The 25,519-nt window shown below is 72.3% G+C and carries 24 protein-coding genes and 1 tRNA gene; 12 read left to right on the forward strand and 13 right to left on the reverse strand.

From position 1 onward, the window contains the following. The first annotated feature begins 118 nt into the window (after positions 1-118). Positions 119-1,519, forward strand: a complete 1,401-nt coding sequence (locus AB0C99_RS05390) for an ArsA family ATPase (RefSeq protein WP_362469722.1) — start codon at positions 119-121, stop codon at positions 1,517-1,519. 34 nt (positions 1,520-1,553) lie between these two features. On the opposite strand, the gene AB0C99_RS05395 is transcribed toward AB0C99_RS05390, so the two are convergent. Further along, positions 1,554-1,898: a WhiB family transcriptional regulator gene (locus tag AB0C99_RS05395; protein WP_362469570.1), complete on the reverse strand. Its 345-nt coding sequence runs from the start codon at positions 1,896-1,898 to the stop codon at positions 1,554-1,556. Positions 1,899-2,471: 573 nt separating this feature from the next. Between AB0C99_RS05395 and AB0C99_RS05400 the strand changes: the two genes are divergently transcribed. Further along, entirely contained in the window at positions 2,472-4,724 is a 2,253-nt protein-coding gene (locus tag AB0C99_RS05400; protein ID WP_362469573.1) for a transglycosylase domain-containing protein, read from the forward strand. Positions 4,725-4,820: 96 nt separating this feature from the next. Here the strand turns inward: AB0C99_RS05400 and AB0C99_RS05405 are convergent, their stop codons facing one another. Further along, positions 4,821-5,285, reverse strand: a complete 465-nt coding sequence (locus AB0C99_RS05405; protein WP_362469576.1) for a GatB/YqeY domain-containing protein — start codon at positions 5,283-5,285, stop codon at positions 4,821-4,823. 74 nt (positions 5,286-5,359) lie between these two features. Between AB0C99_RS05405 and AB0C99_RS05410 the strand changes: the two genes are divergently transcribed. The 3 genes from AB0C99_RS05410 (at position 5,360) to AB0C99_RS05420 (ending at position 7,638) form a co-directional block, all read left to right on the forward strand. Then, complete coding sequence (locus AB0C99_RS05410) at positions 5,360-6,298, forward strand: metallophosphoesterase (RefSeq protein WP_362469578.1); 939 nt, start codon at positions 5,360-5,362, stop codon at positions 6,296-6,298. Between the two features lie 99 nt (positions 6,299-6,397). Then, a tRNA-Pro gene (locus AB0C99_RS05415) sits at positions 6,398-6,471 on the forward strand. A gap of 156 nt (positions 6,472-6,627) precedes the next feature. Beyond that, positions 6,628-7,638 carry a serine/threonine-protein kinase gene (locus AB0C99_RS05420; protein WP_362469581.1) on the forward strand — a complete coding sequence of 337 codons (1,011 nt, stop codon included), beginning with the start codon at positions 6,628-6,630 and terminating at the stop codon, positions 7,636-7,638. Positions 7,639-7,664: 26 nt separating this feature from the next. On the opposite strand, the gene AB0C99_RS05425 is transcribed toward AB0C99_RS05420, so the two are convergent. The 3 genes from AB0C99_RS05425 to AB0C99_RS05435 all read right to left on the reverse strand — a co-directional run bounded on the left by AB0C99_RS05425 (position 7,665) and on the right by AB0C99_RS05435 (position 11,054). Continuing rightward, positions 7,665-7,946: a hypothetical protein gene (locus AB0C99_RS05425; protein ID WP_362469584.1), complete on the reverse strand. Its 282-nt coding sequence runs from the start codon at positions 7,944-7,946 to the stop codon at positions 7,665-7,667. A gap of 80 nt (positions 7,947-8,026) precedes the next feature. After that, complete coding sequence (locus AB0C99_RS05430; RefSeq protein WP_362469585.1) at positions 8,027-9,040, reverse strand: YdcF family protein; 1,014 nt, start codon at positions 9,038-9,040, stop codon at positions 8,027-8,029. A 61-nt stretch (positions 9,041-9,101) separates the two neighbouring features. After that, positions 9,102-11,054, reverse strand: coding sequence for a hypothetical protein (locus AB0C99_RS05435; protein ID WP_362469588.1), 1,953 nt, complete (start codon positions 11,052-11,054; stop codon positions 9,102-9,104). A gap of 200 nt (positions 11,055-11,254) precedes the next feature. Between AB0C99_RS05435 and AB0C99_RS05440 the strand changes: the two genes are divergently transcribed. Both AB0C99_RS05440 and AB0C99_RS05445 read left to right on the forward strand, forming a co-directional pair. Beyond that, positions 11,255-12,319 (forward strand): Lrp/AsnC family transcriptional regulator, encoded by a 1,065-nt coding sequence (locus AB0C99_RS05440; protein ID WP_362469591.1) that lies wholly within the window; start codon positions 11,255-11,257, stop codon positions 12,317-12,319. 93 nt (positions 12,320-12,412) lie between these two features. Then, positions 12,413-12,751 (forward strand): DUF6191 domain-containing protein, encoded by a 339-nt coding sequence (locus AB0C99_RS05445; RefSeq protein ID WP_362469594.1) that lies wholly within the window; start codon positions 12,413-12,415, stop codon positions 12,749-12,751. On the opposite strand, the gene AB0C99_RS05450 is transcribed toward AB0C99_RS05445, so the two are convergent. Continuing rightward, a complete protein-coding gene (locus AB0C99_RS05450; protein WP_362469597.1) occupies positions 12,729-13,559 on the reverse strand; it encodes a class I SAM-dependent methyltransferase in 831 nt (276 codons plus the stop codon). The genes AB0C99_RS05445 and AB0C99_RS05450 overlap by 23 nt on opposite strands. Before the next feature lie 69 nt (positions 13,560-13,628). Here AB0C99_RS05450 and AB0C99_RS05455 point away from each other — a divergent pair, with 69 nt between their 5' ends. Further along, positions 13,629-15,482 carry a prolyl oligopeptidase family serine peptidase gene (locus AB0C99_RS05455; protein WP_362469600.1) on the forward strand — a complete coding sequence of 618 codons (1,854 nt, stop codon included), beginning with the start codon at positions 13,629-13,631 and terminating at the stop codon, positions 15,480-15,482. Positions 15,483-15,505: 23 nt separating this feature from the next. Continuing rightward, a complete protein-coding gene (locus tag AB0C99_RS05460) occupies positions 15,506-16,246 on the forward strand; it encodes an SURF1 family protein (protein WP_362469603.1) in 741 nt (246 codons plus the stop codon). A gap of 108 nt (positions 16,247-16,354) precedes the next feature. Here the strand turns inward: AB0C99_RS05460 and AB0C99_RS05465 are convergent, their stop codons facing one another. The 4 genes from AB0C99_RS05465 to AB0C99_RS05480 all read right to left on the reverse strand — a co-directional run bounded on the left by AB0C99_RS05465 (position 16,355) and on the right by AB0C99_RS05480 (position 20,809). Beyond that, positions 16,355-17,473, reverse strand: coding sequence for a hypothetical protein (locus tag AB0C99_RS05465; RefSeq protein ID WP_362469606.1), 1,119 nt, complete (start codon positions 17,471-17,473; stop codon positions 16,355-16,357). Then, complete coding sequence (locus AB0C99_RS05470; protein ID WP_362469725.1) at positions 17,470-18,054, reverse strand: SigE family RNA polymerase sigma factor; 585 nt, start codon at positions 18,052-18,054, stop codon at positions 17,470-17,472. Before AB0C99_RS05470 ends, AB0C99_RS05465 begins: the two co-directional genes overlap by 4 nt. Positions 18,055-18,467: 413 nt before the next feature. Continuing rightward, on the reverse strand, positions 18,468-19,511 hold the full coding sequence (locus AB0C99_RS05475; RefSeq protein ID WP_362469609.1) for an aspartate-semialdehyde dehydrogenase: 1,044 nt from the start codon (positions 19,509-19,511) through the stop codon (positions 18,468-18,470). A 17-nt stretch (positions 19,512-19,528) separates the two neighbouring features. Then, a complete protein-coding gene (locus AB0C99_RS05480; protein ID WP_362469612.1) occupies positions 19,529-20,809 on the reverse strand; it encodes an aspartate kinase in 1,281 nt (426 codons plus the stop codon). 287 nt (positions 20,810-21,096) lie between these two features. On the opposite strand from AB0C99_RS05480, the gene AB0C99_RS05485 reads away from it, so the two are divergent. Genes AB0C99_RS05485 through AB0C99_RS05495 form a run of 3 tightly spaced genes read left to right on the forward strand, consistent with a single transcriptional unit; the run spans position 21,097 to position 23,638 of the window. Continuing rightward, positions 21,097-22,002, forward strand: coding sequence for an ABC transporter substrate-binding protein (locus AB0C99_RS05485; protein WP_362469615.1), 906 nt, complete (start codon positions 21,097-21,099; stop codon positions 22,000-22,002). A 47-nt stretch (positions 22,003-22,049) separates the two neighbouring features. Next, entirely contained in the window at positions 22,050-22,895 is an 846-nt protein-coding gene (locus AB0C99_RS05490; RefSeq protein ID WP_362469728.1) for an amino acid ABC transporter permease, read from the forward strand. Beyond that, positions 22,892-23,638, forward strand: a complete 747-nt coding sequence (locus AB0C99_RS05495) for an amino acid ABC transporter ATP-binding protein (RefSeq protein WP_362469617.1) — start codon at positions 22,892-22,894, stop codon at positions 23,636-23,638. Before AB0C99_RS05490 ends, AB0C99_RS05495 begins: the two co-directional genes overlap by 4 nt. Positions 23,639-23,688: 50 nt before the next feature. On the opposite strand, the gene AB0C99_RS05500 is transcribed toward AB0C99_RS05495, so the two are convergent. From AB0C99_RS05500 to AB0C99_RS05510, 3 genes are all read right to left on the reverse strand, one after another. Next, on the reverse strand, positions 23,689-24,357 hold the full coding sequence (locus tag AB0C99_RS05500) for a DUF5063 domain-containing protein (RefSeq protein ID WP_362469620.1): 669 nt from the start codon (positions 24,355-24,357) through the stop codon (positions 23,689-23,691). A gap of 47 nt (positions 24,358-24,404) precedes the next feature. Beyond that, on the reverse strand, positions 24,405-25,004 hold the full coding sequence (gene recR / locus AB0C99_RS05505; RefSeq protein WP_362469622.1) for a recombination mediator RecR: 600 nt from the start codon (positions 25,002-25,004) through the stop codon (positions 24,405-24,407). Positions 25,005-25,079: 75 nt separating this feature from the next. Then, positions 25,080-25,415 (reverse strand): YbaB/EbfC family nucleoid-associated protein, encoded by a 336-nt coding sequence (locus AB0C99_RS05510; RefSeq protein WP_362469625.1) that lies wholly within the window; start codon positions 25,413-25,415, stop codon positions 25,080-25,082. Positions 25,416-25,519 lie beyond the last annotated feature (104 nt).

Genomic DNA, 25,519 nt, shown 5'->3' on the forward strand with positions numbered 1-25,519 from the left:
CGGGGCCCGGAAGGCCGACGCGGACGGGGCCGACACCGACGGGGCCGATGCCCGCGGGACCGACGCCCGCGACGCCGGGAAGCGGCGTCCGGAGCCGGCGGCGAACGGGCTCGACTCGGTGCCCGTCCTGGAGCTCGACCCCCTGATCGACGACCCGGCCACCCGCATCGTCGTGTGCTGCGGCGCGGGCGGGGTCGGCAAGACGACGACGGCGGCGGCGCTCGGCGTGCGGGCGGCGGAGCGCGGCCGGCGGGTCGTGGTGCTGACCATCGACCCGGCGCGCCGGCTGGCCCAGTCGATGGGCATCGACTCGCTGGACAACGTGCCGCGCAAGGTGGAGGGCATCAAGGGCTCCGGCGCGGGCGAGCTGCACGCGATGATGCTCGACATGAAGCGGACCTTCGACGAGATCGTCGAGGCGCACGCGGAAGGCGACCGGGCGCGGGCGATCCTGGAGAACCCCTTCTACCAGTCCCTGTCGGCCGGTTTCGCCGGTACGCAGGAGTACATGGCGATGGAGAAGCTGGGCCAGCTCCGGGCCCGGGACGAGTGGGACCTGATCGTCGTGGACACGCCGCCGTCCCGGTCGGCGCTGGACTTCCTGGACGCGCCGAAGCGGCTGGGCTCCTTCCTGGACGGGAAGTTCATCAAGCTGCTGATGGCTCCGGCGAAGGTCGGCGGCCGGGCCGGGATGAAGTTCCTCAACGTCGGCATGTCGATGATGACGGGGACGCTGGGGAAGCTGCTGGGCGGTCAGTTCCTGAAGGACGTGCAGACCTTCGTGGCCGCGATGGACACGATGTTCGGCGGTTTCCGCACCCGCGCGGACGCCACGTACAAGCTGCTCCAGGCGCCGGGCACGGCCTTCCTCGTGGTGGCGGCGCCCGAGCGGGACGCGCTGCGCGAGGCGGCGTACTTCGTGGAGCGGCTGGCCGCGGAGCGGATGCCGCTGGCGGGTCTCGTCATCAACCGCGTCCACACCAGTGGCGCCGCCGGTCTTTCGGCCGAGCGGGCGCGGGCCGCGGCGGAAAATCTTGACGAGGGGCGCATTGTGGATCAGGGGGGCGGGAAGGCTGCTGGGCGTGGCCCCCGCGCCACCTCCCCCGAGTTGTCAGACCCCGCGCCGGACCCTTCGCCCGACCCGCTGCCCGACCCGCCCGCGGCTCCTGCCGCGGACCTCGCCACCGCCGCCGTATCGCCCATGTCCGAGGCTGCCCCCACAGCCGAAGCGGATGTGGATGTGGACGTAGTTGAAAACGAAGACGTAGACATAGACGTAGATGTCGACGTCCATGTCGATGCCGACGTCGATGTCCAGCAGCTCACCGCTGGACTGCTCCGGCTCCATGCCGAGCGGATGCGGGTGCTCGCGCGTGAACAGCGCACGCGCGATCGCTTCACCGCGCTCCACCCCGAGGTCGCGGTCGCCGAAGTGGCGGCGCTCCCCGGTGATGTGCATGACCTCGCGGGCCTGCGGGCCATCGGCGACCGTCTGGCGACGGGCCGCGTGCCCTCGTAGGCCCCGTCGGGACCTGGCGACCGGTCCGGCGGGACTAGCCCGCCGCCGCGAAGGTCTCGTACGTCGCGTCGTCGTCCATCGCCACGGGCAGCAGGCCCGCTCCCCGCTCGTACTCCGTGCGCGCGGTCTCCAGCAGCCGGCGCCACGAGGTGACGGTCGGCCGCCGGCGCAGCAGGGCGCGGCGCTCGCGCTCCGTCATGCCGCCCCACACGCCGAATTCCACGCGGTTGTCGAGGGCGTCGGCGAGGCATTCGGTCCGCACCGGGCATCCGGTGCACACCGCCTTCGCCCTGTTCTGCGCCGCACCCTGTACGAAAAGTTCATCCGGATCGGTAGTGCGGCAGGCCGCCTGCGCACTCCAGTCAGCTACCCAGCCCATACCGGCGCCGTCCTCTCCCGAATCGAGGCTCCCCCACGGCGGTAGCGGCATATTCACCGCTGCCAGTTGGGACGTTACGGAAGGCGGGCACAGCGCAACACCCCCTTCGGGCCCAATCTTGAATGGTCCGAACGGACTATGCGTGCGCGTCAGATCACCCAGGGGAGTGACCCGAGGACATATTGCCCTTATCGGGCATGGGTCGAATTCAGGCATGAAATCCCCGTGCTTCGGGTACACGGAAATTCACGCCGACGTCACGCACGGGTCTTGATGCGAGACCCCACTGCTGTGACAGTTGTGAGCAGCTTAGGCCAAGGCATATCCCTGTGTCCGGCGAATGCGAACGTCCGCGAACGTCCGCGAACGCTGCCGCACACCGACGCACACCGACGCACGTCCGCGCACATCGCGGTGCGCCGCCGTACGCCGCCCATTCTGGTCCGGCCGGACCGGAGCGCGAGTGACCGAAACGCCTGAGGACCCCTCCGGATGTCACGGTCTGGTACGCGAACGCTCCGAGAGGCCCCTGCTCCTACGGAACGCTCATCACTTCGGATTAGGCTGCCCTCTATGGCAAAGAAGCGCTCGGGCGGAGGTCTGACCGGGACCCAGCAGGCCGCCAAATTCCTCGGTGTCAGCGTGCTCTCCGGAGCCGTGCTGGCAGGCATCGCCCTGCCCGCGGCCGGAGCACTCGGACTGGCCGCCAAGGGCACGGTCGAGGGGTTCGACGAGATCCCGTCCAACCTGAAGACGCCGCCGCTGAGTCAGCGCACTCAGATCCTGGACTCCCAGGGCGGCCACATCGCCACCGTGTACTCGCGGGACCGCAAGGTCGTACCGATCGAGAAGATCTCGCCGTACATGCAGAAGGCGATCGTCGCGATCGAGGACTCGCGTTTCTACGAGCACGGCGCGATCGACCTCAAGGGCGTGCTGCGCGCGATCAACCGCAACGCGCAGTCCGGCGGGGTGGCGCAGGGCGCCTCCACGCTGACCCAGCAGTACGTGAAGAACGTCTTCGTCGAGGAGGCGGGCGACGACCCCGAGAAGGTCGCGCAGGCCACCCAGCAGACCATGGGCCGCAAGGTGCGCGAGCTGAAGTTCGCGATCCAGGTCGAGGAGGAGCTCGGCAAGAAGAAGATCCTGGAGAACTACCTCAACATCACGTTCTTCGGGCAGCAGGCGTACGGCATCGAGGCCGCCTCGCAGCGCTACTTCTCCAAGCCGGCCGCCGACCTGACCCTCGCCGAGTCCGCGATGATGGCCGGCCTCGTGCAGTCGCCGAGCCGCTACGACCCGGTCAACGACATCCAGGAGGCGACCAAGCGGCGCAACATCGTCCTCCAGCGGATGGCCGACGTGAAGGACGTCAGCCAGGCGGAGGCCGACAAGGCGAAGGCCACGCCGATCAAGCTGAAGGTGAAGACGCCGAAGAACGGCTGCATCACCGCCGTCGACGGCGCCGGCTTCTTCTGCGACTACGTCCGCAAGACGATCCTCAACGACCCGGTCTTCGGCAAGACCGCCGAGGAGCGCCAGAAGCTGTGGAACCTGGGTGGCCTGACCATCCGCACCACGCTCGACCCGCGCGCCCAGGCCGCCGCCAACGAGGCCGCCGTCGCCAAGATCGACAAGGACGACAAGGTCGCCGCCTCGGTGGTCCAGGTCCAGCCGAACAGCGGCAAGATCCTGTCGATGGGCCAGTCGCGCCCGTACGGCCTCGACCAGAAGCTGCACCAGACGACGCTGAACCTCGCCGTCGGCAAGAAGATGGGCGGCACCACGTTCGGCTTCCAGGTCGGCTCGACCTTCAAGCCGATCACGGCCGCCGCCGCGCTGGAGAAGGGGCTGAGCCCGGCCCAGTCGTTCGCGACGCCGTGGAAGATCTCGGTGCCGATGAGCTCGTACACCACCTGCAAGGGCGGTCCGTCCGGCGGCGGCAACTGGGACCTGCAGAACGAGCTCCAGTCCGAGGCCGGCAGCTGGGACATGACCAGCGCGCTCGGCAAGTCCATCAACACGTACTTCGCGCAGTTGGAGCAGATGACCGGCCTCTGCGAGACGGTCGAGATGGCGAAGAAGATGGGGTACGAGAAGGAGCTCGGCAAGAGCCTGAAGGAGCTCCCCTCGATCACCCTCGGCGGCCAGGAGGCCACCCCGCTCGACATGGCGGCGGTGTACGCGACGTTCGCCAACCGCGGCACGTACTGCACGCCCATCGCCATCGAGTCGATCACGACGACCACCGGGAAGAAGCTGAAGGTCCCGCAGACCGAGTGCTCGCGGGCGATGACCGAGAAGACCGCCGACAGCATCAACCAGATGCTGAAGGGCGTCGTCGAGGACGGCACGGGCACCCGGGCCGGTCTGAGCGACCGCGACAACGCGGGCAAGACGGGTACGACCAACGACCGCAAGGACGCCTGGTTCGTCGGCTACACCCCGAACCTGTCCACGGCGGTGTGGGTCGGTGACGACGTCGGCGAGAAGACCTCGATGTACGACATCACCATCGGCGGCCAGTACTACGACAAGGTCTGCGGCGGCTGCCTCCCGGGCCCGATCTGGAAGATCGCGATGACCGGGGCGCTCGACGCCTCCGAGACGCCGGGCTTCATCCCGATCAACGTGCCTCGCGGCTCCACAGGCGAGGACAAGGAGAAGGACAAGGGCAAGCAGCGCCCCGGCGACGACAACAAGCCGGGCGGCCAGCGCCCCGGCGGCACCGACCTGCCGGGCGGCATCACGCTCCCCGACGGCCTCATCGGCGGCGGGAACGGGCGCGGTGGCGGTGGTGGCGGTGGCGGTGGCGGGCGCGGCTGATGGATAGCGGCGCTATCCACGCACACGGCACATAGAGAGGGCGCCTCCCGGAAGATCCGGGAGGCGCCCTCTTCGTTCTCCGTCCGCGTCCGCGGATCAGCCCGCGAGGAGCCGCTTCACCACGGCGGCGACCCGGCCGCCCTCGGCCTGGCCGGCCACCTTCGGGTTGACGATCTTCATGACGGCGCCCATGGCCCGCGGCCCCTCGGCACCGGCGCCCTTCGCCTCCGCGACGGCGGCGGCCACGATGGCCTCCAGCTCGGCGTCGGAGAGCTGCTTGGGCAGGTACTCGTCCAGGACCTCGCGCTCGGCCAGCTCACGCGCGGCGGACTCGTCGCGACCACCCTGGGCGAAGGCGTCGGCGGCTTCGCGACGCTTCTTCGCCTCCTTGATGATCACGGTCTGCACCTCGTCGTCGGAGAGCTCGCGCTTGGTCTTGCCCGCGACCTCCTCCTTGTTGATCGCGGCGAGAGTCATCCGCAGGGTCGAGGAGCGCAGCTCGTCGCGTCCCTTGATCGCGGCGGTGAGGTCGTCGTGGAGCTTGGCCTTCAGCGTGGTCATGGGTCCCAGTGTGTCAGGTGCCGTGTCCGGACCGCCCGCTCATTTCCGCCCAGCGGGTCTGCGACGATAAGGGGATGCGCGCACGGTACGGGATCCCCCTGAAGATCACGGCAGGTCTGACGGCGACGGCCGCGGCCGGCATCGTCTACGCGGCGGGCTTCGAAGCCCGCTCCTTCCGGCTCCGCCGGGTGACCGTCCCGGTGCTGCCCCGGGGCATGCGCGACCTGCGGGTCCTCCAGGTCTCCGACATCCACATGGTGAGCGGCCAGAACAAGAAGCGCGGCTGGCTGCAGTCGCTGGCGGGGCTGCGCCCGGACTTCGTCGTGAACACCGGCGACAACCTCTCCGACCCGAACGCGGTGCCCGAGGTGCTGGACGCGCTCGGCCCGCTGATGGAGTTCCCGGGCGTGTACGTCTTCGGCTCCAACGACTACTACGGGCCGCGGCTGCGCAACCCCGCGCTGTACCTGAAGGAGAAGATCCAGGGCAAGCACGGGCTCAACGGCAACCCGCCGGTGGTGGGCGCCGTCCACAACCCCTGGGAGGACCTGCGGGACGCCTTCGACGCGGCGGGCTGGGTGAACCTCACCAACACGCGCGGGCGGCTGAAGCTGCCGGGCCTGGACCTCGCCTTCACCGGCGTCGACGACCCGCACATCAAGCGGGACCGGTACGAGCGGGTGGCGGGCGGCCCCGAGCGGGACGCCGACTTCTCGGTGGGCGTGGTGCACGCGCCGTACCTCAGGTCGCTGGACGCCTTCACGGCGGACGGGTACGAGCTGCTGCTGGCCGGCCACACCCACGGCGGGCAGCTGTGCGTCCCCTTCTACGGAGCCCTGGTCACCAACTGCGACCTGGACACCGACCGGGTCAAGGGCCTCTCCACCCACACGGCGGGCGCCCACACGGCCTACCTGCACGTCTCGGCCGGCTGCGGCACCAACCGCTTCACCCCGGTCCGCTTCGCCTGCCCCCCGGAGGCGACCCTGCTGACCCTGACCTCCCGGGCCTGAGCCGTTCCTCCGGGGCCCGGAGGAACGGATTTCGTCTCTGGGCGCGGGTGGGCTAAAGTAATCGATGTCGCCGCGACGTGAAGAACAAAGCAGCGACATCGGGGTGTAGCGCAGCTTGGCAGCGCGCTTCGTTCGGGACGAAGAGGTCGTGGGTTCAAATCCCGCCACCCCGACAGCCAAGCAGTAGGCCAGAGGGCCCTTACCGATTCGGTGAGGGCCCTCTGGCTTTTGGTGTTGCCGTGGGCCGCCCGTGAGGTCGGCTTCCCCGGGCTGATGAGCCTTCAGGTGATCGCTCTACGATGGGGGGTCGAGGGAAGGGTGGGTCTCTGGTGCTGGTCGCGGACCGATATCGGCTCCATATGTGTGTCGGGCGTGGCGGCATGGGTGAGGTGTGGCAGGCCACCGATGAGGTGCTCGGGCGGGATGTCGCCGTCAAGCTGATGCTCGGGCACGAGCATGATCCCTCGGCTGCCGACCGGTTCCGGATGGAGGCGCAGACCGCCGCTCGGCTCAGTCATCCGCATGTCGTCGGGGTCTTCGACTTCGGGACCTGGGACGGGAAGCTCTATCTGGTGATGGAGCTGGTCCACGGGGACAGTCTCGCCGGGCCCGTGCTGGAGCCCGGGCAGGTCGCCACCGTCGCCGCGCACACCGCCGCCGGGCTCGCCGCCGCGCACCGGCAGGGGGTGGTGCACCGGGACATCAAGCCGGGGAACCTGCTGCGGGACGCCGACGGGACGGTGAAGCTGGCCGACTTCGGCATCGCGCGGTTCGTGGACGATCCCTCCGCCGCGCTCACCACCACCGGGCAGATCGTCGGCACCGGGCTCTACCTCGCGCCCGAGCGCGCCCTGGGGCAGCCCGCCTCGCCCGCCTCCGACGTGTACTCGCTCGGCTGCGTGCTCTACCAACTGCTCACCGGGCAGCCGCCGTTCCGCGGCGACACCGCCACCGCCCTGCTCTACCAGCACATCGACACGCCGCCCGCGCCGCCGCGCCAGGTCGGCGTCGCCATGCCGGCCGCCTTCGAGTCGTTCCTGCTGTCGATGCTGGCCAAGCGGCCCGAGGAGCGGCCGGCGGCGCAGGCCATCGCCGAGTGGTTCTCCGCCGGGTCCTGGCGGGACCAGCCGCTGCCGCTGCCCCCGCCGAGCCCCGCGCCCGCCCCGGCGCCGGTCGCCCCGCCCGCCCCCGCCGCACCGCCGCGCGCCCGCCGGGCGCAGCCGCCGGCCGAGAACCCGCTCGCCGCCATCTCCCGGCGCCGTCCCCGTAGGACCGCCGCCGTCGCCGGGGCCATCGCCTTCGTCGTCTTTTTGTTGATCGGGATGGCTTGGGTCAGTTAGGCGGTTGGTTAGTTCGTTTGTTTGTTTTAGTACGTTCTTGGGGGCATTACGTGGCCTTCCGGGTGGTCCGGGGCCAGCAGCAGGCAGCGCGGGACTCCCGGGCCCGGGGTCGCCCTGACCGTGACCGGTGTCGGCGGGTCGGTCGGCAGCTCGATGTCGACCGCCACCGGGCGGTCGTCCCGGGACGTGGCGCGGCCCGTCTCCTTGCCGTCGACCAGGACCTCGACCACCGGGGTGTGACCGGTCTGGACGGTGGCGCTGACCGAATGGCCCCGGTAGTCGATGTGGAAGTGGTGCCGTGCTTTCATGACGTCGCCTCCGTCGCCCCCGCCCGCGGACACCTGGCCACCCCTCCGTTCCAGCGTAGGGCGGCCCCGCGCGGAGCGCGTCAGCTGACGAACCAGGCCAGGCAGCCGAGGAGGACCAGCGCCGCGCAGACCCCCAGGTTCACCTTCCGGTACTGGAGGAACACCGCCGCGAACTCGCGGATCGTCGCGCTCGGCCAGAAGTACGCGGCCGTCGGCGAGCCCACCACCTGCCCGTTCACCCCCGCCTTGCGGGCCATGAGCGCCGCCCGGAAGGCGTGGAAGTTGTTCGTCACGATCACGCACTCCGCGCCCGGCCGGTCCGCCTCCATCAGCGTCTTGCTGAAGAGCATGTTCTCCTCGGTCGTGCGCGAGCGGTCCTCGCGCACCACCCGGTCCGCCGGGAAGCCCCGCTCCACCAGGTAGTCCGCCATCGCGTGCGACTCCGGAAGCGCCTCGTCCGGGCCCTGCCCGCCGGAGGTGATCAGCACCGGCGTCCGGTCCACCTCGCGCCGCGCGGCCAGCGTCTCGTACACCTCGCGGCCCCGGTCGAGGCGGCTGGCGAGCAGCGGGGACACCCGCCGGCCGCCGATCAGGCCCGAGCCGAGCACCACCACGTAGTCGGCGTCCCTGCGGACGCGCATCCTGCCGTACAGGAAGGCGTAGCCGACGAAGCAGAGGAAGAGGAACGACACGTATCCGAGGACCATCAGGAGCGTGCCCGCGATGATGCCCAGCGGCTTCGAGTGGGTGACCACCGCCGTGACCATCAGGAGGATCACGCCGTAGATCCCCAGGCCCGCGAGGAGCGACAGCAGGTTCGCCGGGCGGCGGCCCTCCTTGCGGACCATCTTCACGCCGTTCGCGCACAGCAGCCCGGCCAGCACCAGCGGGCCCAGCGCCAGCACGAGCAGCAGCAGGACCATCACCGTCTCGGCGACCCCGGGCGGGGCGTCCTCCAGGCCCGCCAGCAGGCCCAGGCCGAAGAACGTGACGGCAAGGCCCAGATACACCGCGTTGCCGAAGCGGCGCCGGTCGCGCAGCACCCCCACCCCGAACAGCAGCAGGAACACGGCGGATACGACGTAGGCGAACATGTCGTTCATCGTAGACAGGCGCGGGGGCGTCCCCCGTCCTTCTTCGATCCTGTGCCATCTCTCAAGGCTCCGCCGCCAGGCCGTGCAGGCCGCGCCTCGCGCCCTCCTCGTACGCCCGGCGCAACTCGCCGTCCGAGAGGTGGTCGCGCAGGGCCGACTCGCTGCGTTCCCGCGACGGCGCGCAGAAGCGCGCGGGGCGGTAGCCGTCCTCGAAGGCCGAGGAGCGCAGCAGGTCCACCGCGCCCAGCAGGCGCGCCGCCGCGGTGGGGCGACCGCGCAGGATCCGCATCCGGGCCAGCAGCTCCGCCGCGCAAGCCGCCCCGGAGACGTCGCCGAGCCGCAGGTGCTCCCGCAGGGCCCGGCTCGCGAGTTCGGCGGCCCGGCCCGGCTCCCCGTCCCAGAAATGCAGCTCCGCGCGGGCGTACTGCGCCCACGCGTCGGCCCACACGTCCCGCCCACCCCAACTGCGTACGGCGGCCCGGTCCAGGGCCTCCTGCGCCGCCTCCGGGTCCACCCGGACCAGCGCCAGGGCCAGCGCCGTCCGGCACAGCTGCCGAGTCGGGCCGAGGTCCGGGTACTCGGCGAGCGCCTCCAGGGCGTCGCGGAACTCGGCCGCCGCCGCCTCCACCCGCCCCTGGTACAGGGCGGTGGCCCCGCGCAGGTGCGCCAGCAGCACCAGGCACCTGTCGTCGCCCTCCCGTACGGCCGCCGCCCACGACTGCACCAGCAGCGGATCGGCGTCCTCCGGGCGCCCCGACTCCAGCTCCAGATAGGCGGCGAGCCACAGCGCGCGGGCGGGCACCGGGCCCGGGTGCAGGGACAGCGCGTGCCGCAGCCGGGAGCGGCCCTCGGTAACCCGGCCGCAGGCCACCCACAGGAACCACAGGGCCACCGCGATGTCCACCGCCGTCTCCGCCTCGGCGGCCGGGGAGAGCGGCGCCGTCGTCGGATCCATGGCGGCGGCCAGGTCGGGGAGTTCGAGCAGGGCGAGCGCGCGGGCGTCGAGCTGCCGGCCGCCCTGCCACCAGTCGGCGGCCCGCCGCGCCAGCCTCAGGCACCAGCGGCGGTGGCGCAGCACGACGGCCCAGCGTTCGCCGCGCTCGGTGAGCCGCCGGGCGCCCACCGCGCGCATCGGCGGCGGCATCCAGTAGCGGTCCTCGCCCGGGTCGCCGTCGTCCACGGGGAGCAGGGCGAGCGGGGCGAGCCGGTCCAGGACGTCGAGGACCACGCCGGCCGGGAGCGTCCCGGAGGCGCACACCTCGCGGACGGCCTCCCGGCCGAAGGAGCCCTCGAAGACGGAAAGCCGCTCCCATAGGAGGCGTTCCGGGGCCTCGCAGCGCTCGTAGCCGCGTTCGGCGGCCTCCAGGGCCGACGCCGCGGCGGGGGCGGGAGTGGGGGCGGGGGCGGGGTCCGAGCCGGGCCCGGAGTCGGGGGCGGGGTCGGGGGTGGTGCCTGGGCGCTCCCCGCGCGGGGGTGCGGTTTCCGTCCGGACGGCGTACGCGTACGGGGTCGCCGCCTCCGTCCCCGTCCCCGCCTCCGTCCCCGGGCGGGCCGGGCCCGGGGGTACGGGCAGGACCGTCTCCCCGGGCAGCCGCAGCGCGCGCGGCGACGTGACCAGGACCGTGAGTCCGGGGGCGAAGGCGGGGGCCTCCCGCAGCAGGCCCGCCACCAGGGCCGTGCCGCCGCGTCCCAGGCGCTCCCAGCCGTCCAGGACGAGGACCCGGGGCGCTCCCGGGGCTGCGAGCCTGTGGCGCAGCAGGCGGGCCAGGGCGGGGAGGTTCTCGCGGGTCAGCAGGTCGGCCGGTTCCCACAGGGCCTCGGCGCCCTCGCGGCGCAGCGCCTCGCGCAGCAGCCGGGTCTTGAGCGGGCCCGGCGGCCCGGTCAGCGTCAGCAGGCGCACGCCGTCGCGCAAGCCGCTCCGCAGGGCCGCCAGTTCGTGCTCCCGGCCCCTCAACGTCCGCCCCGTCTCCGCCATCCGCCCGTACCGCCCCGTCGCCGTGTCCGCTGCCTTCAAGACTGCCTTCAAGCCTGTCTTCAAGCTGTCTTCAGGCCGGTGTTCAAGCCTGTCTTCAAGCTGTCTTCAGGCCGGTGTTCAAGCCTGTCTTCATGACGGGGAGCCGCGGCTGCGGCTTGAATGCATATGCCCCGGGAGAAAATCCTGGAGGTCAGGAGCAAACCGGCCAAGCCATTGCCGTGAATCGGCCAAGGAGACTCATGCCAACCGGGGAATCCGTCCTGGGCGAGGCGGATCTGGCGCTGATCCACGCGTTGCAGGTCGTCCCGCGCGCCAGTTGGACCCAGCTCTCGGCCGTCCTCGGCGCCGGTCCCGACACCCTCGCGCGGCGGTGGGAGCACCTGACGGCGGGCGGCTACGCCTGGGCCGGCTTCCTCGTCCGGCACCCCGGCGCGCAGGCGCCGCTGTACGCGTGGGTGGAGGTGGACTGCGCCGCCGGGCGCTCCGGGGAGACCGCGATCGAGCTGAGCCGCGACCCGTACACGATGGGCGTGCACGAGGTGACCGGGGACACCGATCTGGTGCTGCTCGTACTCTGCCCCGATCTGGCGGCGCTCGACGCCTATCTGTCGCTGCGGGTGCAGCGGCTGCCGGGTGTGACGCGCTCGCGGACCCAGGTGGTGACCGGGGTGCACAGCGCGCGGAACCTGTGGCGCCTCGACCAGTTGACTCCGCGCCAGGTCCGGGAGCTGACCGGCGCCGCGTCGGTGCCCAAGCAGGGCGACGCGGCGGCTCATCGGCGCCGGTCGCGGGGGCTCACCGACCTGGACGAGGCCCTGGTCCTGGAGCTGGCCGGGGACTGCCGGCGCAGTTCGGCGGAGCTGGCGCGGATCTGCGGGGCGAGCGAGTCGACCGTACGGCGCCGGCTGGACGCCCTGGCGGGCGGGGACGTCCTGGTCCACCACTGCGAGCCGGCGCCGCGCTTCTCGGGGCGGCCGGTGTGGGCGCTGATCCGGGCGGACGTGCCGGCGCTCGCGATGGCCGCGACGGCGGCGGCGACGGCCCGGCTGCGGCAGACCCGGCTGGTGACCTCGGTGACCGGCGGGCACAACCTGGCCGTCGGCGCCTGGCTGCGCTCGGTCGGCGAGCTGCGCGAGGTCACGATGGCGATGGAGCGGGCGGCGCCCTCGCTGCGGATCACCGGCACCACGCTGAGCCTGCGGACGCACAAGACGGGGGCGCAGGTGCTGGGGCCGGACGGGCGGCGGCTGCACCATGTGCGTCCGGATCTGCGGACACAGCTCTGGCAGGACCGTTTCGCTTGAAGGGGCGCGGAGTGGGGCGCGGGGCCGGGCGAGGGGCAGAGCCCGGGGCGCCGGGCCCTTCCGTCCCGTGTGGGCCGGAGTGAGAATGGCGGCATGGAATTCGCCGTGTTCGTGACGCTGCCCGGGCTCGTGATCCTGCTGACCGCGGTCGCGTTCGGCGATCAGATCCTGCGCGCCACCGGGCGCGGGCGGCGGTCGGGGCAGATCTCCTCGACCGGCTTCGAGCAGCTGCACGCCACCTTCTCGCAGGGCAAGCAGAACGAGCTCAAGGAGCGGCAGAGCGCCCTCGTGATGCGGGACGACGAGGAGGACGGCGCCCCGCCGCACCGCACCACGGTGGATCTGGCGGGCGGGCGCGCCGTCATCCGGATGCCGTCCGCGACGGCCCCGGCTACGCCGCCTGCCGCGCCTACCGCGCCTTTGACGCCTTGATCGAGTACATCAGCGGGATGCGGGGATGGTCGGCGGCGAAGCGGTAGTAGCCGTCGTCGTGCCGGGTGAGCGACTGGAAGCGCGAGAAGAGCGTCATCTCGTGCTCGTGCAGGAACTCGATGCGCAGCCCCGCCTTCGCGAGGGCCGTGACGACCTCGCCGACCGGGTGCACCCATTCCACGCTGCGGTTGTTGGCGGTGGCGGCTTCCAGGTCCGCGTACGTGCCGGAGGAGGAGTCCACCCACGGTTCGCGCACGAAGTAGTCGTGGACGAGCCGGGTCGCGGTCTCGTCGTCGAAGGAGTCCGCCATCGGGTGGAACTCGGCGACGTACAGGAAGCCGCCCGGCGCGACCAGTGAGGCGGCCGTCTCGGCCCAGCGGTCCAGGTCCGGCATCCAGCACAGCGCGCCGCCGCCGGTGTAGACGATGTCGTACGAGGAGTCCGGCACCGCCTCGGCGGCGTCGTAGGTGTCGGCGGCGACGAAGGCGGCCCGGTCCGGGCCGAGGCCCAGGTCGGCGGCGAGCGTGCGGGCGGCCTCGACGGCCGGCTCGGAGAAGTCCAGGCCCACGACGCGGGAGGCGCCGTGCCGGGCCCAGGACAGGGTGTCCAGGCCGATGTGGCACTGGAGGTGCAGCAGGGAGCGGCCGGTCACGTCGCCGACCTCGGCGACCTCGAAGTCGCGCAGGGCGTCCTTCCCGGCGCGGAAGTCGTCGAGTCCGTAGTAGTCGCTGGCCATGTGGATCGGGACGCGTTCGTCCCACATGGCGCGGTTGGCCGCGTACCAGTCGTCCGGGGTCGGTTCGTACATGCCCGGAGGTTATCCACAGGCTGAGGGCACGGCGAACGAATTGTCGGCGGACCGGAGCATCATGGCTGCATGACCGAGAGCGAGGAGACCAAGGTGACGGAGAGCACGGCCGGCGGGACCGCGAGCGAGGACGCCCCGGGCTGGGAGCGGCGGTTCCGGGCGCCCCGGGTCTCGCTGCCCGAGTGGGCCGAGGAGGCCCCGGACCGTTCGCTGTTCGTGTCGAACGCGACGGGGACGTACGAGCTGTACGCCTGGGACCGGGCGGACGGCGGGCAGCGGCAGGTCACCGACCGGCCGAACGGGACGACGGACGGCACGCTCTCGCCCGACGGACAGTGGATCTGGTGGTTCGCGGACACCGACGGCGACGAGTTCGGCGTGTGGCTGCGCCAGCCCTTCGGCGGGGGCGCGGACGAGCCCGCCGTGCCGGGCCTGGAGCCCTCCTATCCGGCGGGCCTCGCCATCGGCCGGGACGGCACGGTCGTGGTGGGCCGCTCCACCGACGAGGACGGCTCGACCGTCCACCTGCTGCGGCCGGGCGCGCCGGAGCCGGTGGAGATCTACCGGCACCGCGAGTCGGCCGGTGTCGGGGACCTCTCGCACGACGGCTCGCTGATCGCCGTCGAGCACACCGAGCACGGCGACTCCATGCACTCCTCCGTCCGGATCCTGCGGGCGGCCGACGGCTCGGTGGCGGCCGAGCTCGACGACACCAAGGGCGGCACGGAGGAGCTGGGGCTGAGCGTCCTCGGCTTCGCCCCCGTCGACGGCGACACCCGGCTGCTCGTCGGGCACCAGCGGCGCGGGCGCTGGGAGCCGATGCTGTGGGACGTGGCGACGGGCACCGAGACCGACCTGCGGCTCGACCTGCCGGGTGACGTGTCGGCCGAGTGGTATCCGGACGGCTCGGGGCTGCTCGTGGTGCACGGCTTCGAGGCCCGCAGCGAGCTGTGGCGGTACGAGATCGGCACCGGCGCCCTGGTCCGGGTGGAGACCCCGCCGGGCACGGTGTCGAGCGCGACGGCCCGCCCGGACGGCTCGGTGGAGTATCTCTGGTCCTCGGCCGCCCGGCCGCCCGTGGTGCGCTCCACGGACGGCTCGGTGGTGCTCGACCCGCCCGGCCCGAAGGCGCCGCCGTCGGTGCCGGTGGAGGACGTGTGGGTGGACGGGCCCGGCGGACGGGTGCACGCGCTCGTGCAGCGCCCGGCGGAGGGCGAGGGCCCGTTCCCGACGGTCTTCGAGGTGCACGGCGGCCCGACCTGGCACGACAGCGACGCCTTCGCCTCCGGCCCGGCGGCGTGGGTGGACCACGGCTACGCGGTGGTCCGGGTCAACTACCGGGGCTCGACGGGCTACGGCCGGGAGTGGACCGACGCGCTCAAGCACCGGGTGGGTCTGATCGAGCTGGAGGACATCGGCGCGGTCCGGGAGTGGGCGGTGGCGAGCGGGCTGGCCGACCCGGAGCGGCTGGTGCTGTCCGGCGGCTCCTGGGGCGGCTATCTGACCCTGCTCGGCCTCGGCACCCAGCCGGAGGCGTGGGCGGTGGGGCTCGCCGCCGTGCCCGTCGCCGACTACGTGGCGGCGTACGAGGACGAGATGGAGGCCCTGAAGGCGCTGGACCGCACGCTGCTCGGCGGCTCGCCCGAGGAGGTGCCGGAGCGGTTCGCCGCCTCCTCGCCGCTCACCTACGTGGACGCGGTGAAGGCGCCGGTGCACATCACGGCCGGGGTCAACGACCCGCGCTGCCCGATCCGGCAGATCGACAACTACGTGGACCGGCTCGCCGCCCGGGGCGCGGTGCACGACGTGTACCGGTACGACGCGGGGCACGGCTCGCTGGTCGTGGAGGAGCGGATCAAGCAGGTCGCCCTGGACCTGGCCTTCGCGGCCCGGCACCTGGGGACCCGGGCGAAGGAGGACTGAGGCCGCTTGCGTACGGTGGGGGTGTGTACCGGTTCCTGAGAACGCCCCGCTGGTGGGGGATCAACGTCTTCGTCCTGCTGGCGATCCCGTTCTGCGTGTTCATGGGGACCTGGCAGCTCGGCAAGTTCGAGGACCGCGTCGACTCCCACCGGGAGGCCGAGCGGCGCCCCGACCCGGCGACCCAGCGCACCGAGCCGCTGGCCTCGCTGCTCCCCGTCGACAAGGAGACCTCGGGCCGGGTGGCCGAGGCCAGCGGGCGGTACGGGGAGCAGTTCCTGGTCCCGGACCGGACGCTGGACGGGCGCTCCGGCGCGTACGTCCTCACCCTCCTGAAGACGGACGGCGGCACGGTGCTGCCGGTGGTCCGGGGGTGGCTGCCCACGGGCGCCGCGGCCCCGGCCCCGCCGTCCGGCGAGGTCACCGTCTCGGGCGCGCTCCAGGCGTCGGAGAATCCGGGCACCAAGGGCGTGAACACGGCGGGCGGGCTGCCGGCCGGGCAGCTCGGCATGATCAGTGCCGCCGCGCTGGTCAACGTGGTCCCGGACGAGGTCTACGACGCGTGGATCACGCTCGTGGACTCGCCCGCCGGGCTCGTCCCGGTGCCCGCCTCGGCCGCGGCCGGGACGAGCCTGGACATGAAGGCGTTCCAGAACCTGGGCTACACGGCCGAGTGGTTCGTCTTCGCCGGCTTCGTGCTCTTCATGTGGTTCCGGCTGGTCCGCCGCGAGGCCGAGGCCAGCCGGGACGCCGCCCTCGGGCTGTAGCCGCCCTCGGGCCGTACGGCCTCGGGCTGCGGCCGGGCTCGGGCTGCGGCCGGCCTCGGGCTATTGCCGGCGCACCCCGGACCGGCCGCGCGCCGGGGTCCCGGTGCCTCAGGAGGCGTCCAGGACTCCGGTGCGGTAGATCGTGCCCGCGCAGGCGTGCGGGATGACCGCCTCGGCGGCCGGGCCGCCCGCCTCCGCCGTGTGCGTCACGGAGACGCTGCCCTCGGCCGGGGTGCCGTCGGTCGCCAGCTGGGTGCTCGCCGGGTTGCCCGTCGTGCCCGTGCCCGCCGAGCCGCCGGAGCCGCCGGTGGGGCTGGTCCCGCCACCGCCGCCGGGTGTGGCCGTCGGGGTGGGCGTCGGCTCCGGGCCCGTGGTGGGACAGGTCTCGCTCGGCACCCAGGCGAAGCGCACCTCGTACGCGTTCGACGGGGACAGCACCAGCGTCGGCGACTCCTGCCCGGGGTCGGGCAGGCCCCGCGCGGGGTCGCCGAAGGTGTGCTGGACGACGGCGATCTTCGCCGAGTCGGCCGCGCCGCGCGCCTGGAAGCCGATCCGTCCCGGGCCGCCGACCGTGCAGTCACTGCCGGAGACGTTGGAGACGCGGAAGCTGCCGTAGACCTTGCCCTCGGTGTCCGGGGCGCCCGCCTGCACGGAGCTGACGCTGAGCTGGCCGGCCTCGCAGAGCGGCGAGGAGGGCACCGGCGGGCTGGTCGGGGTGCCGGCGTCGCCGCCGGAGCCGACGCCGCCGGAGCCGGGCACCGGGATGCTGGGCCTGCCCGCTCCCCCGGTGCCGCTCTCGGCCTCGGCCTCGGCGCCGGGGGCCGGGGTGCGGCTGCGCTGCCCGCCCTCGACGCCGGTCTCGGTGCCGGTGCCGCCCTGGGCCTGCTGGCCGTGGCCCGCGTTGACCGCCTTGTCGGCGCTGACGCCGCCCGAGGAGGCCACGTGCACGAGCGCCGGGACGGCCGTGCCGACGAGGACGACGGCGGCGGCCATGCCGACGACGGCCTGCCGCCTGCGGGCCCGGCGCGCGGGCACGGCCCGGCGCAGGTGCTCCAGGGTGCCCTCGGAGGGTTCGAGCCCGGACACCGCGCCCTGGAGCAGCCGCCGCAGCGCCGGCTCGTCGTCGTGGTCGGCGGGTTCCGGCGGTTCGTTCAGCATTCCGCGTCCGCCCAGGTCGTTCCGGTCGTCGTGCTCGGGGCGCGTCCCGCCGCCTGACGGGCCGCTCATGCGTTCGCCTCCATCGCCACGCGCAGCGCCGCGATGCCGCGCGAGCCGTACGCCTTCACCGAGCCCAGGGAGATCCCGAGCGTCTCGGCCACCTGTGCCTCGGTCATGTCCGCGAAGTAGCGCAGCACCAGGACCTCGCGCTGGCGCCGCTGGAGGCCGCGCATCGCCTTGATCAGCGCGTCCCGCTCCAGCTGGTCGTAGGCGCCCTCCTCGGCGCTCGCCATGTCGGGCATCGGCTTCGAGAGCAGCTTCAGCCCGAGGATGCGGCGGCGCAGCGCGGAGCGCGAGAGGTTGACGACGGTCTGGCGCAGGTAGGCCAGGGTCTTCTCGGGGTCGCGCACCCGGCCGCGGGCCGAGTGGACCCGGATGAACGCCTCCTGCACGACGTCCTCGCAGGAGGCGGTGTCGTCGAGGAGCAGCGCGGCCAGCCCGAGCAGCGAGCGGTAGTGCGCCCGGTAGGTCTCGGTGAGGTGGTCGACGGTCGTGCCGGCGGCGATCGCGTCGTCGGCGCCCTCGCGGGGCGCCGGGATGCCGTTCACGGTCGGTCGGGTTCTGATGGGCATCGGGGCGATCACCGGCATGCCGCCGGCCGGGCGCTGCCGCCGGAGCGGGCGCGCCACGGTGCCGCGCAGCGGGATGACCGCAGCGATGTCGAGTACCTCTGCCACGCCTGTTGGACACGCCGACCCCGGTCAGGGTTGTACGCGTACGGCACCGTTTTTGACGGTGCGTCGTTCGTCCTCATGCGTACCCGTTCTCCCCCGATGCCCCGCTTTCGCGGTGTGCTTCGCGCTGTCCGGACGGCCACAAAGTGAATGGGTGCACGCGAAGACGCCGCCTGCCCGACCGCCGGTTGCGGAGGGGAGGGAACAGCATCGTCGTCCAGGACATCTGACCTGTTCAAGAGGCATTCGAAGCCTATTTGCTCACAGGAGCTTCACAGATCCTACAAAGTCGAGCGGAGTCGCGGCGCCGAATTCCGGACACCCGGGACTCAGTCGGCGATGATCGACTCGGCGATCTGGAGGGCGTTCAGAGCCGCTCCCTTGCGCAGGTTGTCGGCGCACACGAAGAGCTCCAGGGCCCGCTCGTCGTCGAGCGAGCGCCGCACCCGGCCGGCCCAGGCCGGATCGGTGCCCACGACGTCCGCCGGGGTGGGGAAGTCGCCGCTGGCGGGATCGTCGTACAGCACCACGCCGGGCGCGGTGGCCAGGATCTCGTGGGCGCGGGGCACGGTGACGGGCCGTTCGAAGCGGGCGTGCACCGAGACGGCGTGCCCGGCGACGACGGGGACCCGGACGCAGGTGGCGGCGACGGGCAGCGCGGGCAGGCCCAGGACCTTGCGGGTCTCCTCGCGGACGGCGAGCTCCTCGGAGGACCAGCCGTCGGCGGCGGGGCTCCCGGACCAGGGCAGCACGTTGAGCGCGACGGGGCCGGGGAAGGGGCCGGTGCGCTCGCCGACGGCCCGGCGCACGTCCCCGGGCTGGACGCCCAGTTCGCCGCCGGTGACCAGGGCGAGCTGTTCGCGGAGCGCGGCGGTGCCCGCCCGGCCGGCGCCGCTGGCGGCCTGCTGGACGGTGACGACCAGCTCGGCCAGGCCGAACTCGGCGTGCAGGGCGCCCACGGCGGCGATCAGCGCCAGGGTGGAGCAGCCGGGGCTGGCGACGATGCCGCGCGGCCGGATCCGGGCCGTGTGCGGGTTGATCTCGGGGACCACCAGCGGCACGTCCGGGTCGGCCCGGAAGGCGGCGGAGGTGTCCACGACGACCGCGCCCTTGGCGGCGGCGATCGGCGCCCAGCGGGCGGCGATCTCGTCGGGTACGAGGAAGAGGGCGAGGTCGACGCCTTCCAGCGCCTCTTCGCTCAGCGCGAGGACCCGGGTCTCCTCCCCCCGCACGGCCAGCGCGCGGCCGGCCGAGCGGGGGGAGGCGAGCAGGCGTATCTCGCCCCAGACGTCCGCGTGGTGCGTGAGCAGCCGGCGCAGCACGGCGCCCACGGCCCCGGTCGCCACGACGGCGAGCGTCGGTTCCCCGCGCATCCGCAGACGTCCGGTGGTCAGCGGCCGGTGCCGCCGTAGACGACGGCCTCGTCCGAGTCGCTGTCCAGGCCGAAGGCGGAGTGGACGGCGCGCACGGCCTCGTTGACGTCGTCGGCGCGGGTGACGACCGAGATGCGGATCTCGGAGGTGGAGATCAGCTCGATGTTCACCCCCGCGTCGGACAGCGCCTTGAAGAAGTCCGCGGTGACCCCGGGATTGGTCTTCATGCCGGCGCCGACGAGGGAGATCTTGCCGATCTGGTCGTCGTAGCGGAGCGAGTCGAAGCCGATGACGGGCTTCGTCTTCTCCAGGGCGTCGATGGCCTTGCGGCCCTCGGCCTTGGGGAGCGTGAAGGAGATGTCCGTGAGGCCCGTGGAGGCCGCGGACACGTTCTGCACGATCATGTCGATGTTGATCTCGGCGTCCGCGACGGCCCGGAAGATCGCGGCGGCCTCGCCCGGCTTGTCCGGGACGCCGACGACGGTGATCTTCGCCTCGGAGGTGTCGTGGGCGACACCGGAGATGATGGCCTGCTCCACCTGCTCGGCTCCTTGCTCGACGGGTCGTGCGTTGCTGACCCAGGTGCCCTGCAGTCCGGAGAAGGACGAGCGGACGTGGATCGGGATGTTGTAGCGGCGCGCGTATTCGACGCAGCGGTGCAGCAGCACCTTGGAGCCCGACGCGGCGAGCTCCAGCATGTCCTCGAAGGAGATCCAGTCGATCTTCTTCGCCTTCTTCACCACGCGCGGGTCGGCGGTGAAGACGCCGTCGACGTCGGTGTAGATCTCGCAGACCTCGGCGTCGAGCGCGGCGGCCAGGGCGACGGCGGTCGTGTCCGAGCCGCCGCGGCCCAGGGTGGTGATGTCCTTCTTGTCGGCGGACACGCCCTGGAAGCCGGCGACGATGGCGATGTTGCCCTCGTCCAGCGCGGTGCGGATGCGGCCCGGCGTGACATCGATGATGCGCGCTTTGTTGTGGACCGAGTCGGTGATGACACCGGCCTGGCTGCCCGTGAACGACTGGGCCTCGTGGCCCAGGTTTTTGATCGCCATGGCCAGCAGGGCCATGGAGATCCGCTCTCCGGCGGTCAGCAGCATGTCGAACTCACGGCCGGCCGGCATCGGGGATACCTGCTCGGCGAGATCGATCAACTCGTCCGTCGTGTCGCCCATCGCGGAGACCACGACCACCACCTGGTGGCCGTTCTTCTTGGCTTCCACGATTCGCTTGGCGACGCGCTTGATGCCCTCGGCATCGGCAACGGAGGAGCCTCCGTACTTCTGCACGACAAGGCCCACGTGCGCTCCTCGCTCAGTCCTCGCCGCAGCACGCGCTGCGGTCGGCTCAGTCTAACGAGGGACCGGGAAACGCCGACCTGATATCGCATGGTGAGACAGGCTGCTCAGAAGGTGATCATCCAGGTCCGAGGGGCGCCGGACGCCGCCGCCCGCCCGGTCCCGCGCCCCCACGACCGCCCCGCCCGGCCCTATATCGGCTGGCAACACGCCCGACACAATCGTTCCGCCATACGAGACGACAACGGTGTGACCTGGACACATGCCCGCCCGGCTGTCACTCTCCCGCCATGCGCACTCGCTCCGCCGCCATAGCCGCGGCCTCCGTCCTCTCCGCCGTCGCAGCCCTGGCCGCGTCCGGCTGCGCGCCCCAGGAGACGACCGGCAGCGCCTCGGGCACGTCCCCCGCAACGGCCTCCGCCGGCGGCGCGGCCGGCGGGTCCTGCGCCCCCGCCGCGCTCGCCACCAAGGCCAAGGGGAAGCTCACCGTAGGCACCGACACGCCCGCGTACGCCCCCTGGTTCCAGGACGACGACCCGGCCAACGGCAAGGGCTACGAGTCCGCCGTCGCGTACGCCGTGGCGAAGCGGCTCGGCTTCGCCCAGGGCGACGTCGTCTGGCAGAAGGTCGCCTTCAACAACGCCTTCGCCCCCGGCGCCAAGACCTTCGACTTCGACGTCAACCAGGTGTCGATCAACGAGGACCGCCGCAAGGCCGTGGACCTCTCCTCCGGGTACTACGACGTCCGCCAGGCGATCATCGCGCTGAAGGACTCCAAGGCGGCCAAGGCGACGAGCCTCGCCGACCTCAAGGGCGCCAAGCTCGGCGCGCAGGTCGGCACCACCAGCCTCGACGTCGTCAACGACCTCATCAAGCCGGACCAGCAGCCGTCCGTCTTCCAGAAGAACGACCTCGCCAAGGCCGCGCTCAAGAACGGCCAGGTCGACGCGATCGTCGTGGACCTGCCCACCGCGTTCTACATCACCGGCGCCGAGGTCACCGAGGCCAAGGTCGTCGGCCAGTTCGAGACCCCCGCCGGCGCCGCCAAGGAGCAGTTCGGCCTCGTCCTCGACAAGGACAGCGCGCTGACCTCCTGCGTCTCCAAGGCCGTCGACGCGCTCCGCGCGGACGGCACCCTGGCCGCCATCGAGAAGCAGTGGCTGTCCGACGCCGCGGGCGCCCCGGTGCTGAAGTGACCACCCTGGAGAAGCCGGGCAAGGCCGGGGAGGACTCCCCCGGCCACATGTACCGGCCGTCGCAGCGGCGGATCGAGCGCGAGCGCTACAAGCGCACCCGCACCCGCCGCGCGACGGCGATCGCCACCCTCAGCTCCGCCGCCACCCTGACGGTGCTCTTCTTCGTGATCACCGGCTCCCCCGGCTGGCCGCGCACGAAGGAGACCTTCTTCAACCCGGAGTACGCCCGCCAGGCGCTGCCGAAGGTCCTCGACGGCCTCTGGCTCAACCTGCAGCTGCTCCTCGTCTGCGGCGCCGTCACCCTCGTGCTCGGCCTGCTGCTCGCCGTCGCCCGCACCCTGCGCGGCCCGGCGTTCTTCCCGCTGCGCGCGCTGGCCACCGCGTACGTCGACTTCTTCCGCGGCCTGCCGCTGATCATCTGCCTGCTCGCGGTGATCTTCGGCGTCCCCGCGCTGCGCCTCCAGGGCGTGCCCACCGACCCCGTCGTGCTGGGCGGCACCGCGCTGGTGCTCACCTACTCGGCGTACATGGCGGAGGTCTTCCGCGCCGGCATCGAGAGCGTCCACCCCAGCCAGCGGGCCGCCGCCCGCTCGCTCGGCCTCTCCAACGCCCAGACCATGCGCTTCGTCGTCCTGCCGCAGGCCGTCCGCAGGGTCGTGCCGCCGCTCCTCAACGACCTGGTGTCGCTCCAGAAGGACACCGGCCTGGTCTCCATCGCGGGCGCGGTCGACGCCGTGTACGCGGCGCAGATCCTCGCCAGCAAGACCTTCAACTACACCCCGTACGTCGTCGCGGGCCTCGTGTTCGTCCTGCTCACGATCCCCATGACCCGCTTCACCGACTGGGTCACCGCGCGCATGAACCGGCGCCAGTCGCAGGGAGGCACCGTATGACCGCGGTCCTGAGGCTCGAATCCGTCCGCAAGACCTACGCCGGGCACCCCGTGCTGCGCGAGGTGGACCTGGAGGTCCCGCAGCACTCCGTCACCGTGCTCATCGGCGCCTCCGGCTCCGGCAAGTCGACCCTGCTGCGCTGCGCGAACCTCCTGGAGGAGATCGACGACGGCGCGATCTTCCTGGACGGCGAGGACATCACCGACCCGCGCGTCGACGCCGACGCCGTACGCCGCCGGATCGGCGTGGTCTTCCAGGCGTACAACCTCTTCCCGCACATGAGCGTGCTCGACAACGTCACGCTCGCCCCGCGCCGGGTGCACCGCACCGAGCGCCGGGAGGCCGAGGAGCACGCCCGCGAGCTGCTCACCCGGCTCGGGCTCGGCGACAAGGCCGGCGAGTACCCGGACCGGCTCAGCGGCGGCCAGCAGCAGCGCGTGGCGATCGCCCGTGCGCTGGCGTGCCGACCGCGGCTGCTGCTCCTCGACGAGGTGACGGCGGCGCTCGACCCGGAGCTGGTCGGCGAGGTCCTGAACGTCGTCCGGGACCTCAAGGAGGAGGGCATGACCATGGTCATCGCCACCCACGAGATGGGCTTCGCCCGCGAGGTCGCCGACCAGGTCTGCTTCCTGGCCGACGGCGTCGTCCTGGAGCGCGGCACCTCCGCCGAGGTCTTCGGCGCGCCCGCCCACGAGCGCACCCAGCGCTTCCTGAAGCGGATCGTGGAGGCGGGGCGGCTCTAGGGCCGCCCCGGGGGGCGCGTACGGGCCCTCAGCGGGCCTCGGCGGGCCCCTCAGCCCTTCGGGCCGCCCAGGCCCAGGCCCAGCGGGCCCGCGATCTCCTCGGCCATCACCCGGCCCGCCTCCTCGGCCAGGTCGTCCTCGGTGAGGTCCTCGTCCGTGTCGAGGCCGTCGAGCGCCGCGAGCGGCTGGTCGAGGCGGACGTGCGCGACGAGGGACTGGAGGGCGCGCAGGGTGGCGGAGGCGGTGGGGCCCCAGTTGGAGAAGTACGAGAACTGCCACCACCACAGCGCCTCGCTGGTGCGGCCCGCCCGGTAGTGGGCCAGGCCGTGCCGCAGGTCGGTGACGATGTCGGCGAGGTTGTCGGAGATCCGGGCCGGGACCGGCGCCTTGCGCGGCTCGTACGGGTCGAAGACCTCGGAGAACACGTCCACCGGCTCCAGCAGCACCGCGAACCGCATCCGCAGCTCGTCCACGTCCAGGTCAGGGCCCGTGTCCGGCTCGTAGCGCTCCTCCGGGACGATGTCCGCGTGCGCGCCCAGCCGGCCGCCCGCCAGCAGCAGCTGGGAGACCTCCAGGAGCAGGAAGGGCACCGCGCTGTCGGGCTCGTCGCCCTTGGCGACCTCGGTCGTCGCCACGATGAAGCTCTCGATCGAGTCGGCGATCTGGACGGCGAAGTCGTCCGGGTCCTGCGTGATGGAGTGCAGCGTGGCGTCAGACATCGAGGAGCCTCCCTGAGAGTGCGCCGTCGTGCGCACGGACCCGGTCGTCATACATCTAGCAGCCGCCGCCCCTCGAAGGCACGCCCCAACGTCACCTCGTCCGCGTATTCGAGGTCTCCGCCGACCGGCAGACCGCTCGCCAGCCGGGTCACCTTCAGGCCCATCGGCTTGATCATCCGGGCCAGGTACGTGGCGGTGGCCTCGCCCTCCAGATTGGGGTCGGTCGCCAGGATCAGCTCCGTGACCGCGCCGTCCGCCAGCCGCGCCAGCAGCTCGCGGATCCGCAGGTCGTCCGGGCCGACGCCCTCGATCGGGCTGATCGCGCCGCCGAGCACGTGGTAGCGGCCGCGGAACTCGCGGGTCCGCTCGATCGCCACGACGTCCTTCGGCTCCTCGACCACGCAGATGACCGTGAGGTCGCGGCGCGGGTCGCGGCAGATGTTGCACTGCTCCTGCTGCGCCACGTTCCCGCAGACCGCGCAGAACCGGACCTTCTCCTTGACCTCCAGGAGGGCCCGCGCGAGCCGCCGCACGTCGGTCGGCTCGGCCTGGAGGATGTGGAAGGCGATCCGCTGCGCGCTCTTGGGACCGACGCCGGGCAGCCTGCCCAGCTCGTCGATGAGGTCCTGAACCACGCCTTCGTACAACGGAACGCCCTTCTCGGAAGTGCTTGATTCTTACGGTAGTGGCTGGAAACCGGTGCCAGAAGAGGGAAACCGGGGTCAGAAGAGGCCCGGCATCCCGCCGCCGAGACCCTGCGCCAGCGGGCCGAGCCTGGACTGCTGGAGCTGCTGCGCGTTGTCGTTGGCGGCCTGCACGGCGGCCACGATCAGGTCGGCCAGCGTCTCGGTGTCCTCCGGGTCGACCGCCTTCGGGTCGATGACCAGGCCGCGCAGCTCACCGGAGCCGGTCACGGTGGCCTTGACCAGGCCGCCGCCCGCCTGCCCGTCCACCTCGGTCGCCGCCAGCTCCTCCTGGGCGCGGGCGAGGTCCTGCTGCATCTTCTGCGCCTGCTGGAGGAGCTGCTGCATGTTGGGCTGGCCACCACCGGGGATCACGGTCACTCCTCAGGTTCAGGGACTTGGTGAAACGAGCCTACGTGGTCGCCGAGCGGGGTGCCGACACAACACTTTCGAGTGAGAAACCGGCGGCTCCTCTACCT

Source organism: Streptomyces sp. NPDC048659, assembly GCF_040650575.1.
Lineage (GTDB): Bacteria > Actinomycetota > Actinomycetes > Streptomycetales > Streptomycetaceae > Streptomyces.

Excerpts from the sequence above, each read along its gene's own strand:
- AB0C99_RS05410 (WP_362469578.1), top strand. The coding sequence starts at position 5,360 with ATGCGCGCACGGTACGGGATCCCCCTGAAGATCACGGCAGGTCTGACG.
- AB0C99_RS05490 (WP_362469728.1), top strand. The coding sequence starts at position 22,050 with ATGTACCGGCCGTCGCAGCGGCGGATCGAGCGCGAGCGCTACAAGCGC.
- AB0C99_RS05450 (WP_362469597.1), bottom strand. The coding sequence starts at position 13,559 with ATGTACGAACCGACCCCGGACGACTGGTACGCGGCCAACCGCGCCATG.
- AB0C99_RS05485 (WP_362469615.1), top strand. The coding sequence starts at position 21,097 with ATGCGCACTCGCTCCGCCGCCATAGCCGCGGCCTCCGTCCTCTCCGCC.
- AB0C99_RS05430 (WP_362469585.1), bottom strand. The coding sequence starts at position 9,040 with ATGTTCGCCTACGTCGTATCCGCCGTGTTCCTGCTGCTGTTCGGGGTG.
- AB0C99_RS05395 (WP_362469570.1), bottom strand. The coding sequence starts at position 1,898 with ATGGGCTGGGTAGCTGACTGGAGTGCGCAGGCGGCCTGCCGCACTACC.
- AB0C99_RS05475 (WP_362469609.1), bottom strand. The coding sequence starts at position 19,511 with ATGCGCGGGGAACCGACGCTCGCCGTCGTGGCGACCGGGGCCGTGGGC.
- AB0C99_RS05440 (WP_362469591.1), top strand. The coding sequence starts at position 11,255 with ATGCCAACCGGGGAATCCGTCCTGGGCGAGGCGGATCTGGCGCTGATC.
- AB0C99_RS05455 (WP_362469600.1), top strand. The coding sequence starts at position 13,629 with ATGACCGAGAGCGAGGAGACCAAGGTGACGGAGAGCACGGCCGGCGGG.
- AB0C99_RS05465 (WP_362469606.1), bottom strand. The coding sequence starts at position 17,473 with ATGAGCGGCCCGTCAGGCGGCGGGACGCGCCCCGAGCACGACGACCGG.
- AB0C99_RS05445 (WP_362469594.1), top strand. The coding sequence starts at position 12,413 with ATGGAATTCGCCGTGTTCGTGACGCTGCCCGGGCTCGTGATCCTGCTG.
- AB0C99_RS05500 (WP_362469620.1), bottom strand. The coding sequence starts at position 24,357 with ATGTCTGACGCCACGCTGCACTCCATCACGCAGGACCCGGACGACTTC.
- AB0C99_RS05470 (WP_362469725.1), bottom strand. The coding sequence starts at position 18,054 with ATGCCGGTGATCGCCCCGATGCCCATCAGAACCCGACCGACCGTGAAC.
- AB0C99_RS05495 (WP_362469617.1), top strand. The coding sequence starts at position 22,892 with ATGACCGCGGTCCTGAGGCTCGAATCCGTCCGCAAGACCTACGCCGGG.
- AB0C99_RS05400 (WP_362469573.1), top strand. The coding sequence starts at position 2,472 with ATGGCAAAGAAGCGCTCGGGCGGAGGTCTGACCGGGACCCAGCAGGCC.
- AB0C99_RS05425 (WP_362469584.1), bottom strand. The coding sequence starts at position 7,946 with ATGAAAGCACGGCACCACTTCCACATCGACTACCGGGGCCATTCGGTC.
- AB0C99_RS05405 (WP_362469576.1), bottom strand. The coding sequence starts at position 5,285 with ATGACCACGCTGAAGGCCAAGCTCCACGACGACCTCACCGCCGCGATC.